We start from the raw sequence: 14990 nt of genomic DNA, 5'->3' as shown, positions 1-14990 counted from the left end.
TTTTTATTTTTTCAGTTTAAACCATTTTTAACAACACATCTTTTAATTCAGCATAATTCCGCGTTACCGGAAACTGAGGAAAATCATCTATTACATTCTGCGGCGGCTTGAACAAAATCCCGGTATGCGCTTCCGAAAGCATCAGGGTATCGTTATAGGAATCACCAACCGCGACCACCTGGTAATTAAGGGCCTTAAAAGCTCTGACAGACTCGCGTTTTGCTTCTTTTTGCCTTAATTTATAGCCTGTAACCATCCCGTTCTTATCAATTTCAAGACGATGGCATAGAAGCATAGGATAACCGAGCTGGCGCATTAGAGGCATAGCAAATTCATCGAAAGTATCGGACAAAATAGCCACCTGAAAACGTTCTCTGAGCCAATTAAGAAAATCAAGAGCTCCGTCAAGAGGCTTTAACTGCCCGATCACTTCCTGAATAGCCTTTAGACTCAGATTATTTTCTTTTAATAACTTCAATCGCTGCCGCATTAGGACATCATAATCCGAAATATCCCTGGTCGTTGCCCTCAAAGCCGTTATCTTAGTTTTCTCTGAAACAGCTATCCATATTTCAGGCACCAAAACCCCTTCAAGGTCCAAACAAGCAATTTTCATATAATTTTTCCTTTATATTTATTCCAACAAGCGAGAATAAAATTTTTATCCCGAATTCAATCCTTCATAGCGCAAAACTCGCCGCACATTGTGCAAACTTTCGGATCTTTCGGAAGCATTTTACTTCTTTCGGCTTTGAATTTCTCCGGGTCCAACGCCATTTCTTCCTGCTTTTCCCAATTCAGGCTCTTGCGGTTTCTGGAGAACTCGTCATCCCATGCCCTTGCGCCTTTAATGCCTTTTGCGATGTCAGCGGCATGCCCTGCAATCCTTGAGGCCATAACACCCTGATAAACGTCGCTTTTATCCGGGAGCCTCAAATGTTCCGACGGGGTTACATAACACAAAAAATCAGCTCCGGAAGACGCCGCTATTGCTCCGCCGATGGCAGAGGTTATATGGTCATAGCCTGCAGCAACATCCGTAACAAGAGGGCCCAAGAGATAGTATGGAGCATCAAAAATAAGTTTTTTTGCCTCTTTTACATGCCCCTGTATCTGGCCTAGAGGCATATGCCCGGGACCTTCAACCATGGACTGGACAGCAGCTTTCCTGCACCGCAAGACAAGTTCTCCCAATATCTTTAACTCTGCCATCTGAGCTTTATCGGACGCGTCCGCCAGGCACCCAGGCCTCAGTCCGTCCCCAAGGCTTAGAGTGACATCATATTTTTTTGCTATAGAAAGCAGCCTGTCAAAATCTTCATATAACGGATTTTCCCTGTTATTTGCCCCTATCCATTTTGCAAGAAAAGCGCCGCCCCTTGAAACTATGCCTGCTATCCTTTTTTTATTTTTTAAGTAACTTACGCTTTCTTTTGTGACACCGCAGTGAACAGTCATGAAATCTACGCCTTCCTGTGCCTGTTCTTCTATCACGTCAAAAAGAACGCCTTTTTCCATCTTTGTTATATTTTTGCCTTTCTCGACTGTCTGGCAGGCAACCTGATAGATAGGGACCGTCCCCAACGGGACCGGGCAGTTTTCAAGGATAGTTTTTCTTATCTTCCTTAAGTTCCCTCCGGTTGAAAGGTCCATTATGGTATCAGCCCCTGCGCTGATCGCGGCATCAAGTTTTTGCATCTCTTCATCTACCGAGATACGTTCTGGTGAAGTTCCTATGTTCGCATTGACCTTTGTTTTAAGCCCTTTACCTATCCCGCAGAGTTTTTTTATCTGCCTGTTTATATTCTTTGGGATTACTATCTCTCCTTTTACAAGCCCGTCAACTATAGTCTGTTCCGGCAGACCTTCTTTCTGCGCTACGGTCTTTATACAATCATCAACCTTATTTTTTTTGAGTAACTCTAAGATAGTCATTATTTCATATCCGTAAGGGCTTTTTTTTCTATATCGTAGACACTGTACCTGATTTCCTTAAAACTTCTTCCTGCCCCGGACGCTATTAAACGGCTGTATTCTTCAAGGACCCTAAGGGATTCCTGGCTGCGCTTGAAGTTCGCTATAAGGATACCCTTAATGCTTCCTCTTCTGCCTTCTTTAATACTGCGTCCGGCATCTCTAGAACTGTCCCTGTTTGAGATCAGTTCCGGATAAAGCTTTTTCGTACCTGTTTCCAGTTTGTGGCGCAAAGACCTTACTTTTTTATAGAGTTTGCCGTCATCTAAAATAAAACGCAAGGTATCTTCAATAACTCTTAAGCCTTCCCTGCACCTGTTTAAATTCGCATCTATCAAACGCAGTTCATTTTGCATTTTGCATTTTGCATTTTGCATTTTATTTGTTGCCATAGACCTTTACTATTTTCTTTATTAAACTTGTCGTTGAATACCCTTTAATAACAGGGAAAATGTAGACCTTTTTAACGTATTGCCTTCCGGCTATTTCATTTAACCTATAATCTCCACCTTTGACCAGGACGTCCGGTTTTAATTCCATAATAAGTTTTTCCGGCGTCTCTTCGCCAAAAATCGTTATGTAATCAACCGGTTCAAGGCAGGCCAAAACCTGCGCCCTTGCTCCTTCCTTTACAAGAGGCCGCAAAGGGCCTTTCAGTTTCTTTAAAGAGGAATCGGAATTAAGCCCTATCACCAGGATATCGCCCAGAGTTTTTGCTTTTTTAAAAAGCTTTATATGCCCGAGGTGTAAAAGGTCAAAACAACCGTTAGTAAAAACAATTTTTTTCCCTTTGTTCTTTAAACGTATGAGTGTTTGTTTTAACGATTTTCTTGATCGGACTTTAGAAGGGCTATTTTTTGCCAAAAAGACTCTCCTCTACCAAAGCGCAGATTATATGAATAGCAAGAATGTGACATTCCTGTATCCTTCCGGTAACTGTGCTTGGAGCACAGAAACATAAGTCTGTTACTTTTTTCAGCTTGCAGTCTTTTGCCCCTGTAAAACCTACGGTTACTGCCTTAAGCTTTTTTGCTTCTTCCACGGCCTTGAGCACATTGGGAGAGCTGCCGCTTGTTGATATAGCGATTACCACATCGCCTTCCTGGACCAAAGCTTCAACCTGTCTTGAAAATATATTCTCATAACTGTAATCGTTGCCTATAGAAGTTATCGTAGACATATTCGTAGTAAAGGCTATGGCAGGAAGGGCCCTGCGGTCTTTCTCAAAACGGGAGACCATTTCACCGGCAAAATGCGCCGCATCGCTGGCAGAACCGCCGTTCCCGAAAGCGACCATTTTCTTGCATGAGCGGTAAGCACCAATAAGCTTATTTGCGATGCCCTCTATAACTAGGACTTGTTCGGCCGACAACATTTTTTGTTTTGCCTCTATACTGTCGCTGATTAATTTTGCTATTTTTTCTTTCATATTGTTTCCCCGTTTGCCATCTACCGTCTACCATTTATCCAGTTTTTATTTTTTGTTAAATATATTTTTGGGCAGAAAATCAGTGCAGACTTCCGCTTTTTCAAAAGCTTCGTTCCTCATGATTTTTTTCTGCAAAGAAATGGTGTTTTTCACGCCTTCTAAAATTATCTCGTCAAGGATCCTTGTCATCCTTGCTATCGCCTCTTTTCTGTTAGAACCAAGAGCTATGACCTTTGCTATAAGGCTGTCGTAAAAAGGAGGTATGGTATAACCTGAATAAAGGTGCGTCTCTATCCTTGTACCTGGTCCGCCGGGCGCTATAAACCGCTCGATCTTTCCCGGGCAGGGTATAAAATCTTTGTCCGGGTCCTCCGCATTAATCCTGCACTCGATCGCATGGCCGAGTATATCGATGTCATCGGAATCATATTTCAGGCGCTCGCCCGCAGCAAGGCGTATCTGTTCTTTGACAAGGTCAATGCCTGTTACCATCTCAGTTACCGGGTGTTCTACCTGTATGCGTGTGTTCATTTCCATGAAATAAAAGTGTTCGTGCTTGTCTACAAGGAACTCTATGGTCCCTACAGTAACATAATCTACGGCTTCGGCAGCATGGCGGGCTGCCTTGCCCATTTTTTTGCGCAGAGACGTACTGATAAAAGGCGACGGGCTCTCCTCGACAAGCTTCTGGTGCCGCCTCTGGATAGAACAATCGCGCTCAGGCAGGTAAACGACTTTGCCGTTAGAATCGCCCAGTATCTGGAATTCTATATGCCGGGGTTCTTCTATATATTTTTCAATGTAAACATTGTCATTATTAAAAGCTGCTTTTGCTTCGGTCTGCGCCATGGCTATAGCATTTTTTAAGGCGTCCTCAGATTGGACTACCCTCATCCCTTTTCCGCCGCCGCCGGCAGAAGCTTTTACTATGACCGGGTACCCTATCTTTTTTGCTATCTTGGCAAGGTCCGGGTCATCAACCGATATAGGGCCGTCGTAACCGGGTATTATAGGGACCCCTGCTTTTGCCATTAGTTTACGAGCCTGTACCTTATCGCCCATTTTTTCTATTGATTCCTTGCTGGGCCCTATGAACTTTATACCGCACGACTCGCAGACATCGGCAAAATACGTATTCTCAGCCAAAAAACCGTAACCCGGATGGATAGCGTCCGAACCTGATATCTCGGCCGCAGATATTATGCTCGGAATGTTCAGGTAGCTTTCCCTTGCAGGCCCCGGGCCTATGCAGATGGATTCATCGGAAAGCTTTACATGCAGGCAATCCTTATCTGCTTCGGAATGGACGGCAACTGTCTTTATCCCGAGTTCCTTACAGGCGTGAATTATCCTGCAGGCTATCTCGCCTCTATTTGCGATCAAAATTTTATTGAACATATTATTCCTCGCTACCCGCTACCCGTAACCCGTAACCCGCAAAAAGGGATTTCGGGTTATGAATTACAGGTTACGTTTATAATTACATCTTTAATTTTTAATTTTTATATCTATTATTTTACGTCCTCCGTATCGACTAAAAACAATTCCTGGCCGTATTCGACCGGCTGCCTGTCTTTTACAAATACCTTTACTATCTTGCCGCCTAGATTCGAATTTACGTCCTTCATTATCTTCATCGCTTCGATTATCCCTATCTTCTGCCCCGGCTTGACATGGTTGCCCTCTATGACAAACGGCGGGTGGTCATTCGATTCGGAGCTAAAAAAAGTGCCGACCATGGGAGATTTGATAGGTATGACTTTTATTTCTTCTTCTGTAATTTCTTTTTTTTCTTCGGCCTTTACCTTTGGTTCTATGACTTCAGGCTCGCCTTTCCTAAAATAAATTTTCAGATCGTCGGATTCAAAGCGTACTTCTTCCAGGTCGGTGTTCTTGAACGATACTAAAAATTGTTTTATTTCTTTTTGATCCATATTTACCCCTCAAATAATCCGTCTACCTTTTACCGTTTCCCGTTTACCTAATAAAATTATTACGCTCTTTCAAGATACTCGCCGGTCCTTGTATCAACCCTTATTTTATCGCCTTCTTTGATGAACAAGGGGACCATCACTTCTAAGCCTGTTTCAACGGTTGCTGGTTTAGTAGCGCCCGAGACAGTATCTCCTTTAGCCCCTACCACCGTGCCTGTAACTGTAAGCACAACGGACAGCGGAAGAGTTATATTTACAAGCTCTCCTTCAAGATATAATGCGGTCACTTCAAGATTTTCTGTTAAATACGAGCCTTCCAGCTTCATTTTTTCTTTAGGAAAACCTATTTGTTCGTAGGTTTCAGCATCCATGAAATAAAAATTATCATTATCCGCATACAAATACTGTTTTTTTCGCTGTTCAACATCTACCTCATCAAACCTTTCACCGGATTTAAATGTCCGCTCTACGATAGCTCCTGTGCGCAGGTTTTTCAGCTTTGTCCTTAGCATAGCTCCGCCTTTGCCGGGTTTGTGGTGCTGAAACCATATCACCGTGCAAGGCTGTTTTTCCACAAAAATGTTGGCTCCGTTCTTTATGTCACTCGTCGAAATCATTTTTTAATCCTTCCCTTAGTCCGTTAAGACCTTATATCCTTTTCTTGTCACTAAAATAGTATCCTCAAGCCTGACCCCGAATTCGCCTTTCAGGTAGATCCCGGGCTCGACCGTTACTACCATACCGTTTTTAAGTACTGTTTTATCTTTACTGCTAAGTCTTGGCGGTTCATGCACTTCTATACCCACTCCGTGTCCGGTTGAATGGATAAAGTTGTCTCCATATCCGCCATGCTTTATCACGTTTCTTGCTGCCATATCTATTTTACTTGACTCTACTCCGCTTTTAATAGATTTTAGAGCCGTGTCTTTTGCTTTCTTTACTAACCCGTAAACGTCTTTTTGAGATTTGTTGATTTTACCTAAATAAAATGTCCTTGTCAAGTCAGAACAATACCCTTTATATATACAGCCCAGATCTAATAAAACTACATCATTTCTTCTGATTTTCCTATATGAAGTTATATGATGAGGCAAAGAGCTGTTAGGCCCGGATGCAACGATCGTTGGGAACGATTGTTTGACATGATTTTTTGAAAAAAACTCTTCAATTTTGTAATAAATTTCAATCTCGGTGTTTCCGGGTTTTATGAACTTTTGAGCATACTTTGCAGCCAAATAAGCTATACGGCACGATATTTTTATGTTTTTTATTTCATTTTCATCTTTTATTACTCTTAGATCATTAAGCAGCCCGGAAATATCGTCCAATTGTATCGATTTGCCAAGTTTTTTTCCTAAAGCATAACTTATTTCATTTAAAGAAACCCCTAATTTTTTCGACCTGTTCTTTTTACACAAATTGATTAATAATTCAAACAAATTATTGCCTGCAATAACCGAAAAATCCGGTAAAGCCTCTTTTAACTGTCCTGCAAGCATTTCTGATGTAAGGACAAAAACTTCTTTTTTGGCCAACAAAAGCCAGTAGCCGTCCAGATTTATGCCTGTCAGGTAAAACAGGTCCGGGCCCCTGGTTATTAGGCTTGGCATGCCGTTCGTTCTTGCAATTAAGTTTTCTATTCTTTTTATCATTATATATTACACAAAAACACCCTATTAAAATATAGGGTGTCTTATTTGCCGAATTAATTGATGAATTATTGTATTAATTCTTTGACCGCCCGAAGAGCCAATAAGTAACTGGTTAACCCAAAACCTGATATCTGGCCTTTGCATACAGGGGCTATCAACGATTTATGGCGGAATTCTTCCCTTGCATAGATGTTTGAAATATGCACTTCAATAACAGGCAGAGCGCAAGAACTTACGGCATCCCTTATAGCGACTGAAGTATGGGTATATGCAGCAGGGTTCATTATGATCGCCTTAAAATCTTTTCTCGCTTTACCGATAATGTCTACTATTTCTCCTTCGTGATTTGACTGAAAGAATTCAAGTTCTATCTTTAATTCATTGGCCAGGGCAGTCATTTCGCCGTTTATCTTATCGAGCGTTATCTTTCCGTAAATATCCGGTTCTCTTTCTCCGAGCAAATTCAAGTTCGGGCCGTTTATAACAAGTATTTTCATTTATTTCATCTCCTATTATTAATTTACCCTTTTAAAGAAAGTATATCTCTGACAACTTTAAGGGGCACTCCTTTGTGGACGAACACACTTCCGAGTTTTTTCGGCAGGACGAATCTCAGATTGCCTCTCTTAACTTTTTTATCGCGCATGAGCACCGGCAGGATCTGTTTGAACGAATATCTTTCTTTCATACCTACAGGAAGCTTTGCAGAAACCAGTATATTTTTTATTCTTATCCTGTCTACCTCACTTAAAACACCCAGGCTGACTGCAAGGTTGCCGGCCATGTTCATGCCTATCGCCACTGCCTGGCCGTGTTTGTAAACCTTATATCCGCTCAAGGTTTCTATTGCATGGCCGAAAGTATGGCCGAAATTCAGCACCTCGCGAATGCCTTTTTTTTCCTTCTCGTCGGATTCAACGATCCTGGCCTTTATCGAACAGCATTTTGCGATTATCGCTTCATATTTTGAATTTTCTATCTCGTAGATATTTTGTATATGCTCGTTCAGGTATTTAAAAAAAGTACCGTCCTTAATGACCCCGTATTTGATGACTTCCGCCATGCCGTTCTTCATCTCTGCAAGAGGCAGTGTCTTTAAAGTAGAGATATCTATCCACACCAGATCAGGCTGGTAGAACGTGCCTACGAGATTCTTCCCTTCTTTTAAGTCAACTCCGGTTTTTCCTCCGACCGAAGAATCAACCATTGCAAGCAGAGTTGTCGGCACCTGTATAAATGGAATACCCCGTAAGAAAGTGGAGGCAAAAAAACCCGCTATATCGCCGATCACGCCTCCGCCAAGAGCTATAACAGGGGTGGCCCTGTCAATGCCGGCCTTTATCGCTTTAATATATATTTTATTTACCGTTCCAAGGGTTTTGTACCTTTCCCCGTCGGGTAAAATGGCCGAATAAACCTTAAAACCAGCTTTTTTAAGGCTATTATCAAGCTCTGCAAAATAAAGCTTTTTTACCTTCGGGTTTGTAACCACCAGGACCTTTCGGGTATAGTTTTTGTTTTTAAGGTAACTACCCAGGTTTTTCAACTTTCGATTTATTAAAATAGGATAAGTCCGTTCTTTCAGCCTGACGTTTATTAACTTCATATTGCCTGATATTATATAAAAAACGCCTCAAAAAAGCAATTTGATTTTTCCGTCATTTTTTGATAAAGTTAGGGTATGTTCGAATGTTTAAAACCTTCTAAATTAAAAGAAGAAACCTATAAAAAAATAACCGCAAAGAAAAACAAATCAAATTCTGCCAAGTTTATCTCTGTTCCTTTTGGCGAACGCTTAATATTCGTGCCTCAATGCATGAGAAACGTAAAAGTTTGCAAAGCAAAAGAAGAAGGCGGGTACTATATATGCTCGGAATGCGGCGGCTGCAAAATAGGCAGTATCTCCAAGAAATCCAAAGAACTCGGCTATAAGGGGTTATTCATACTAAAAGGCGGAAGGATAGTTGAGAAGCTAGTTTTAGAATTAAAACCTGAAGCCATAGTCGGCGTTGCGTGTTTCTATGAAGGAAGCGAAGGAATGGAACTCTGTGAGAAAAACAACATAACCGTTCAATTTGTACCTCTGTCTAAAGACGGCTGCGTAGATACCGACGTAAACCTCGATTCTGTGATGGAAATCCTATCTAAAAAGCAGGAGTAGGTTTAACCAAAGTTTTTACCATAAATGCACTAACCTGTACTAATTATAATGTATCTCTAAAATTAAAAATTGCCGTCTAAGGTAATCGAGCTTACGCTGTATTTATCCGCTATATCGTTGCTGAACCCGATGTCCAGGTCTCCTAAAAACATGAACCTGGGCATTTTTATAAGGCTCCAGGATAAACTGTAAGTCAGGTGGTACCTTGAAGACAGACCCTCAAATATGTTCGGCTGGTAGTAGTACCCACCCCGCAAAAATAGGACCCTTTTAAACAGTGAAGTTTTGTATTCCGCTCCAAAGTGCGGGCTCAAATAGGCGCTGCGTGCAACTTTATAATCATCATACGCAGGGGTCAGGCCTGAACCTATAAGGACTTCATCTCCGCGGAACCTGGCATATTGCAGGTCAAAACCAAAGATCATTCTTTTGGAATACCGGTAGCCCATTCCTGCCAAAGTTTCGAACGGCACGTTTACGTCCCGGAACCAGTTTCATCAGTTTTTGCAAATGGCTTAAGTGCAGGGTGAACGGCAACGAAAAACGCCAGGTTTGCGATACTTGTAAGCTCATGGAAAGGGTCTCCCTTTCGCACAGTAAGCTGTTTTTCGAAATTACCGGTCTCCACTTTTTTCCTGAGGGCAATCTTGAGCTCATGGAGAGGTACGGCTATTTTATATGAGATATAGAGACTCGCTATAGCAATGACGACCGCGTTCACCGCAAAAATTATCAGAACAGGCACGATAATTATCTCGTAAAAACGGTACGGTTTTGCCTGCACATAGTACTGGAATGCTGCCTCGATACTGTCGGTCGGGACGTTGTTCGCTTTAGCCCAGGCTGTGACCTGCTCCCCGGACGGCGGGTTTAAAAGGTAACCCTGATAAAATTTAAAATTGTTCCAGACAATTATTATTGCGAACGTAGAAAACATTACAAAGAAAAGCAGTAAAAGGCTTCTAAAAATGTATGAATACTGGAATTCTTTGTCAACGATGTACCTGCCTGGATTTAAATTCATGTTTACTCCTTTATTTACCGATTGATCTGTTACTTCATTTTTTTCAGCATTTCGTAAATATATAGTTTATGCTGAAAAATAGTTTCGTATATCGTACTATCAAACAACGTTGTCCTTCATTAATTTATCTTTAATTGTAGGATTATTTAATATATTATCTACGACTTGTTCAACGGAGAGGTTATCTGTATCTACGGAAAAACTGCAGCGTTTATAGAAAGGGGCACGGATTTTTAGGAGTTCTTTGATTTTGGAAAGAGGGTCAGGGGTTTTAAGAAGAGGCCTGTCATCGTTGTCCTTGGTCCGTTCAAGTATTTTTTCAGGGCTTGCGCTGAGGCATACTACTACTCCGTTTTTTTCAAGCTCGTCCATGTTCTGGGCCTTTAAAACAACTCCCCCGCCGCAGGCTATAACGGCTTTATCAAGCAGGCCTATGAGTTTTATCGCTTTTGATTCTAATTCCCTGAACCGGGCTTCGCCGTGATACTTGAATATATCGGATATCTTTACATTTATGTCTTTTTCTATCATTTCATCCGTATCTAAATACTGCCATTTAAGCCGCTTTGCAAGCAGTTTCCCAGCCGCGGATTTTCCAGTTCCCATAAAACCAGTAAGTACAATGTTCATAATATTTTTTACCAACCGGTAACCATGTTCCACCTACGCGGTGGAATTTCGGTTTAGTAATCCTTGATCTGTTTTAAATAGCTTCTGAAATTGCGGTCCATTTCTTTTATGGAATCGCCGCCGAATTTTTCTTTCACAGCTTTAGCAAGCTCATAGGATAAAGCGGACTCGCCTACAACACCTGCGGACGGGACAACGCAAAAATCGCTTCTTACTGCCTCTGCAAGCTCGGCTTTTTTAGTTGAAATATTTACGGACCTCAGAGGTTTCTTTAACGACGGTATAGCTTTGACCGTACAGCTTACAACTACGTCCTCGCCGTTTGTCATGCCGCCTTCAAACCCGCCTGCATTGTTCGTCAGTCTGTGGAAGCCTTTCGGCTTTGAGTAGAATATTTCATCGTGAGCCTTTGAACCAAGCCTCTGTGCGAACTCGCAGCCGATGCCGAACTCCACACCTTTTACAGCCTGTATGGACATCAGGCTCTGAGCTATTTTTGCATCCAGTTTTAGGTCCCACTGGGTATGGCTTCCAAGCCCGGCCGGGATACACTTTGCAACTACAGTAAATACCCCGCCGACACTGTCGCCGTCTTTTTTGACCTGCTCTATCAATGCAACCATCTCTTTTTCGGCTTTTGGGTCGGGAGTGCGTACCAACGATCTTTCTATATGGGATACAGAGTTAAGGTTAAAAGCGTTCTTTAACCCTGCTTTTATCCCCCCTATCTCTCTTGTAAAGGAATAAACGATTATGCCGAACTCCGCCAGAAATTTTTTAAATACTGCACCTGCCGCTACCCTGGCTGCGGTTTCCCTTGCTGATGCACGCTCTAAAATATCCCTTATATCCTTTCTGTCGAATTTGAGCACCCCGGCCAGGTCCGCATGCCCGGGACGGGCCTTAAAAAGAAATGTATTCTCATCAACAGCATCCGGGTTATCGGACATAAGGGTTTTGTTATTTTCCCAATCCACGTTTTTAATGACAAGGGTAATGGGAGAACCTATAGTCTGCCCCCACCTGACTCCTGAGACTATCTCCACATTGTCTTTCTCAATGCTTGTCGAACGCATACCTCTCCCAAAACCAGACTGCCTTCTTACAAGGTCATTATTTATATCTGAAAGTTTTAATGAAAGCCCTGCAGGCACCCCGTCAATAATTACAGTAAGCTGTTTCCCGTGCGATTCCCCGCTTGTGATATAACGAATCATTAAAACACCTCTTTAGCGCAGAGCGTATAGCGTATAGCGTATAGAAAATCAAAACCTTTAAAGATTTTGCTGTTCCTATACGCTCTACGCTAAACGCTATCCGCTTTTATTTAATTTGTTCAATAGCTTCTTTAACGTTCTCGACACCGATAATTTTTATCTTTCCTTTATGTTTCAAACCGTTCATGTTGCTTTTTGGGATTATAGCTTTTAAAAGCCCCAGTTTTTCGGCTTCAAGGAGACGTTCGGACAAATTGTATATGGAACGCACCTCTCCTGAAAGACCGACTTCGCCGAGGATTATAGTATCTTTTAAACAGACAAAGTTAAGGTGACCCGAAGCTATAGAGCACAGTATGCCCAGGTCAACGCCTGTTTCTTTTATCTTCACTCCGCCCACTACATTTACGAAAACATCCTGCGATTCAAGGTGCAGCCCAACCCTTTTTTCAAGGACAGCTATTAAAAGTATCACCCTGTTCAGGTCGTAGCCTGTCACCATTCTTCTGGGGAGCCCGAAACTCGTCCTTGTGACAAGCGACTGCACTTCAAGAAGTATGGGCCTTGTCCCTTCTATGGTCGATACCACTACATTGCCCGGTGCATCTGTTGACCTTTCATTTAAGAACATCAAAGACGGGTTCGTTACCTCGGCCAACCCCTCGCTTTTCATTTCAAAAACGCCTATTTCGCTAGTAGGGCCGAACCTGTTCTTGTACGCCCTTAAGATCCTATAAACTTCCTGTTTTTCCGTGTCAAAGTAGAGCACAGTATCAACTATATGCTCTAGGACCCTTGGGCCTGCAATAGACCCTTCTTTTGTAACATGGCCGAGCAAAAATACCGTGATATTTTTTGATTTGGCAAGACGCAAGAACTCAGCCGCGCATTCCCTTACCTGGCTGACAGAACCCGGAGCGCTTGTAACATCAACGCGGTAGGTAGTCTGTATCGAATCTATAACAACGATATTGGGCCCGAGTTTTTTTATATCTTCAAGTATGTTTTCAAGGTTAGTTTCTGAAACCGTGTAGAGGTTGTCAGCTTTTAATTTAAGCCTGTCCGCCCTTGCTTTTACCTGGGACAGCGACTCTTCTCCTGACACATAGAGGACTTTTAAAGATGCTTTTGAACCAAGGACCGCAGAAACCTGAAGCATCAGAGTGGATTTGCCTATACCCGGAGCTCCGCCCAGGAGCACGACCGAGCCCGGCACCACGCCTCCGCCCAGTATCCTGTCAAATTCGGAGATACCGGTTTTGAGCCTTTCGCTGTTTTCGACAGAAATATCCTGAAGCTTTGAAACCTCGGATGAAAAATCCGTAAGGTTTCTGATGTTCAAAGAAGATGCAAGGCTGGTTTCCTTCTCTTCAATCATAGTGTTCCACGCGTCGCAGTCCGGGCACCTGCCAAGCCATTTAGGGCTTGTATACCCGCACTCCTGGCACCGGAACACTGTTTTTATCTTTGATTTAACCATATAGTTAACTGATTCATTGCAAATTGAAAATTGCAAAATGCAAAATTATTGTGCTTGCCAAAGGTATACTATTTTATTTATTATAAAAATACCTAAATTTTTCATTTTTCAGTTTGCATTTTACATTGTCATTACGGCCTTGCCAATCCCACCAGCCCCAGCAGGTATCCCAGGTCGTCGTCGCGGATCACAAAGTTAACATAAGTGTTAACGCTTGAGCGGGACGAAGGGTCTTCCAGCTGAGTGCCTACATAGGCCCACTTGGTTACGGGGTACCTCATTCCGACGTTGGCATTAGCCGAGTTTACCGGGACCTTTCTTGCAAAGTCATACCCTTCAACAGTGATCTCCAGTTTCTTAAGAGGCTGCCAGTTCCAGAAAGGTTTTACTTTTACACCTAAACCGGCTTTCTTGCGGATTATCCCTCCGTAAAGTGTCGTAGGCCCGAAACTTTTTCCTATAAGCAGATTGATGGTATTATACTCTTCCGGGTTATTATCCCCGAGACTTGCTTCGCCTACATTTGAAGCGCCTATATAATAGAACTTCCCGGGGCTTGGGTTAAACCTTAAACCTATATCGCTTTTTGCAACGGAATACCTTGAATCGTACCGCAGTTCGTAATCCCATTGAGTTTCGATATAATTAATGCGCCGCAGCGCCCTTTTAGCTTCTTTTGTCGTCTCTTTGAGGTCGTTGAAAGTAGCCTTCAGGTCTTCTCCCATCTCCTTATCAGCCATAAGTTTTCCGATAGTCCCTTCGCCTTTATCCAATCCTGCCAAAAGCCTGTCCAGTTTCTCTGAGGCACTTTTTATGTTTGCTAAAGCTGATTTCAGGTTTTCCTTATTATCGCCTGTTATATCAGCCAGATCTCCGGTGAAATTGTCGATGTTCGAGACTATCCTGTTAACCCTGTCCTCCTGGTCGTACAAAGCAACCCGGAGCGATTCGGATACTTTCCTTAAATTATCAAGCGTCTCCGACAGGTTTTGGCCCAAACTCCTTCCTCCGGTGCCTTTAAAAGCGTTTAGTATTTCGTGGAGCTGTTCCATAGCGGTTTCAACTATCTTGTCAAAAGAGAGCGGAGTTACTCCCACAATTGTATCCCCGTCCTTAAGAATAGGGGTATTCGGGTCTCCTGTGGTAAGCTCAAGGTACTTTGAGCCTATAAGCCCTGTAGCTACGATGCTCGCACGGCAGTCAGCGTGGATTACTATATCTTTTTTGATCCATACTGTGACTTTTGCCTTGTTCTCCGCTAAAGTTATGTCTTTTACGGCCCCGACTTCAACGCCAGATATCTTGACCTTTGCTTTTGCAGGCAGGCCGGCTATGTCGTTAAAAAGGATATTTAGGTAATAGCTCCTTTGGAACTGAAAATCTCCCAAAAACACTATCGTAGTGGCAAGAGCGATAATACCGACAAGCACGAAAAGCCCTAGTTTAGTTTCCTGATTCATATAGTCTCCAATTAAAAACGTTATATAAT

At 42.5% G+C, this 14990-nt stretch carries 18 protein-coding genes; 1 reads left to right on the top strand and 17 read right to left on the bottom strand.

The genetic code is table 11. The features are described from left to right. Positions 1 to 16: 16 nt before the first annotated feature. The 11 genes from thrH to aroB form a co-directional block, all read right to left on the bottom strand. Positions 17 to 616 carry a bifunctional phosphoserine phosphatase/homoserine phosphotransferase ThrH gene (gene thrH, locus LHV68_07535; GenBank protein MCB4791725.1) on the bottom strand — a complete coding sequence of 200 codons (600 nt, stop codon included), beginning with the start codon at positions 614 to 616 and terminating at the stop codon, positions 17 to 19. A 56-nt stretch (positions 617 to 672) separates the two neighbouring features. Beyond that, positions 673 to 1935: a phosphomethylpyrimidine synthase ThiC gene (thiC, locus tag LHV68_07530; protein MCB4791724.1), complete on the bottom strand. Its 1263-nt coding sequence runs from the start codon at positions 1933 to 1935 to the stop codon at positions 673 to 675. Beyond that, on the bottom strand, positions 1935 to 2366 hold the full coding sequence (locus LHV68_07525) for a thiamine-phosphate pyrophosphorylase (GenBank protein ID MCB4791723.1): 432 nt from the start codon (positions 2364 to 2366) through the stop codon (positions 1935 to 1937). The genes thiC and LHV68_07525 overlap by 1 nt, the downstream gene beginning before the upstream one ends. Continuing rightward, on the bottom strand, positions 2353 to 2838 hold the full coding sequence (locus tag LHV68_07520; protein MCB4791722.1) for an adenylyltransferase/cytidyltransferase family protein: 486 nt from the start codon (positions 2836 to 2838) through the stop codon (positions 2353 to 2355). The genes LHV68_07525 and LHV68_07520 overlap by 14 nt, the downstream gene beginning before the upstream one ends. Next, positions 2825 to 3403, bottom strand: a complete 579-nt coding sequence (locus LHV68_07515) for an SIS domain-containing protein (GenBank protein ID MCB4791721.1) — start codon at positions 3401 to 3403, stop codon at positions 2825 to 2827. Before LHV68_07515 ends, LHV68_07520 begins: the two co-directional genes overlap by 14 nt. Positions 3404 to 3448: 45 nt before the next feature. Further along, a complete protein-coding gene (gene accC, locus LHV68_07510; GenBank protein MCB4791720.1) occupies positions 3449 to 4801 on the bottom strand; it encodes an acetyl-CoA carboxylase biotin carboxylase subunit in 1353 nt (450 codons plus the stop codon). 113 nt (positions 4802 to 4914) lie between these two features. Beyond that, positions 4915 to 5337 carry an acetyl-CoA carboxylase, biotin carboxyl carrier protein gene (locus LHV68_07505; GenBank protein ID MCB4791719.1) on the bottom strand — a complete coding sequence of 141 codons (423 nt, stop codon included), beginning with the start codon at positions 5335 to 5337 and terminating at the stop codon, positions 4915 to 4917. 59 nt (positions 5338 to 5396) lie between these two features. Next, on the bottom strand, positions 5397 to 5954 hold the full coding sequence (gene efp / locus LHV68_07500) for an elongation factor P (protein MCB4791718.1): 558 nt from the start codon (positions 5952 to 5954) through the stop codon (positions 5397 to 5399). A gap of 15 nt (positions 5955 to 5969) precedes the next feature. After that, on the bottom strand, positions 5970 to 6989 hold the full coding sequence (locus tag LHV68_07495; GenBank protein ID MCB4791717.1) for an aminopeptidase P family protein: 1020 nt from the start codon (positions 6987 to 6989) through the stop codon (positions 5970 to 5972). A 65-nt stretch (positions 6990 to 7054) separates the two neighbouring features. Further along, positions 7055 to 7486, bottom strand: coding sequence for a type II 3-dehydroquinate dehydratase (gene aroQ, locus LHV68_07490; protein MCB4791716.1), 432 nt, complete (start codon positions 7484 to 7486; stop codon positions 7055 to 7057). A 23-nt stretch (positions 7487 to 7509) separates the two neighbouring features. Next, the gene (gene aroB, locus LHV68_07485) at positions 7510 to 8595 is read right to left on the bottom strand and encodes a 3-dehydroquinate synthase (GenBank protein MCB4791715.1); all 1086 of its coding nucleotides are present in this window, start codon (positions 8593 to 8595) and stop codon (positions 7510 to 7512) included. Positions 8596 to 8670: 75 nt separating this feature from the next. Between aroB and LHV68_07480 the strand changes: the two genes are divergently transcribed. Further along, positions 8671 to 9150, top strand: a complete 480-nt coding sequence (locus LHV68_07480; GenBank protein ID MCB4791714.1) for a DUF116 domain-containing protein — start codon at positions 8671 to 8673, stop codon at positions 9148 to 9150. Positions 9151 to 9212: 62 nt separating this feature from the next. Here LHV68_07480 and LHV68_07475 read toward each other — a convergent pair whose 3' ends face one another. The 6 genes from LHV68_07475 to LHV68_07450 all read right to left on the bottom strand — a co-directional run bounded on the left by LHV68_07475 (position 9213) and on the right by LHV68_07450 (position 14961). Next, on the bottom strand, positions 9213 to 9623 hold the full coding sequence (locus LHV68_07475; GenBank protein MCB4791713.1) for a hypothetical protein: 411 nt from the start codon (positions 9621 to 9623) through the stop codon (positions 9213 to 9215). Between the two features lie 2 nt (positions 9624 to 9625). Beyond that, the gene (locus LHV68_07470; protein ID MCB4791712.1) at positions 9626 to 10174 is read right to left on the bottom strand and encodes a hypothetical protein; all 549 of its coding nucleotides are present in this window, start codon (positions 10172 to 10174) and stop codon (positions 9626 to 9628) included. A gap of 99 nt (positions 10175 to 10273) precedes the next feature. Continuing rightward, positions 10274 to 10804, bottom strand: coding sequence for a shikimate kinase (locus LHV68_07465; protein ID MCB4791711.1), 531 nt, complete (start codon positions 10802 to 10804; stop codon positions 10274 to 10276). A gap of 53 nt (positions 10805 to 10857) precedes the next feature. Beyond that, entirely contained in the window at positions 10858 to 12021 is a 1164-nt protein-coding gene (gene aroC, locus LHV68_07460) for a chorismate synthase (protein ID MCB4791710.1), read from the bottom strand. A gap of 106 nt (positions 12022 to 12127) precedes the next feature. Further along, positions 12128 to 13501, bottom strand: a complete 1374-nt coding sequence (gene radA, locus LHV68_07455; GenBank protein ID MCB4791709.1) for a DNA repair protein RadA — start codon at positions 13499 to 13501, stop codon at positions 12128 to 12130. A 131-nt stretch (positions 13502 to 13632) separates the two neighbouring features. Then, the gene (locus LHV68_07450) at positions 13633 to 14961 is read right to left on the bottom strand and encodes an MCE family protein (GenBank protein ID MCB4791708.1); all 1329 of its coding nucleotides are present in this window, start codon (positions 14959 to 14961) and stop codon (positions 13633 to 13635) included. Positions 14962 to 14990 lie beyond the last annotated feature (29 nt).

Origin of the sequence: Candidatus Liberimonas magnetica, from assembly GCA_020523885.1 — a bacterium.
GTDB lineage: Bacteria > Elusimicrobiota > Endomicrobiia > Endomicrobiales > JAFGIL01 > Liberimonas > Liberimonas magnetica.
The sequence above is the reverse complement of the archived record's forward strand: the minus strand, read 5'-3'. Positions and strand labels throughout refer to the sequence as shown.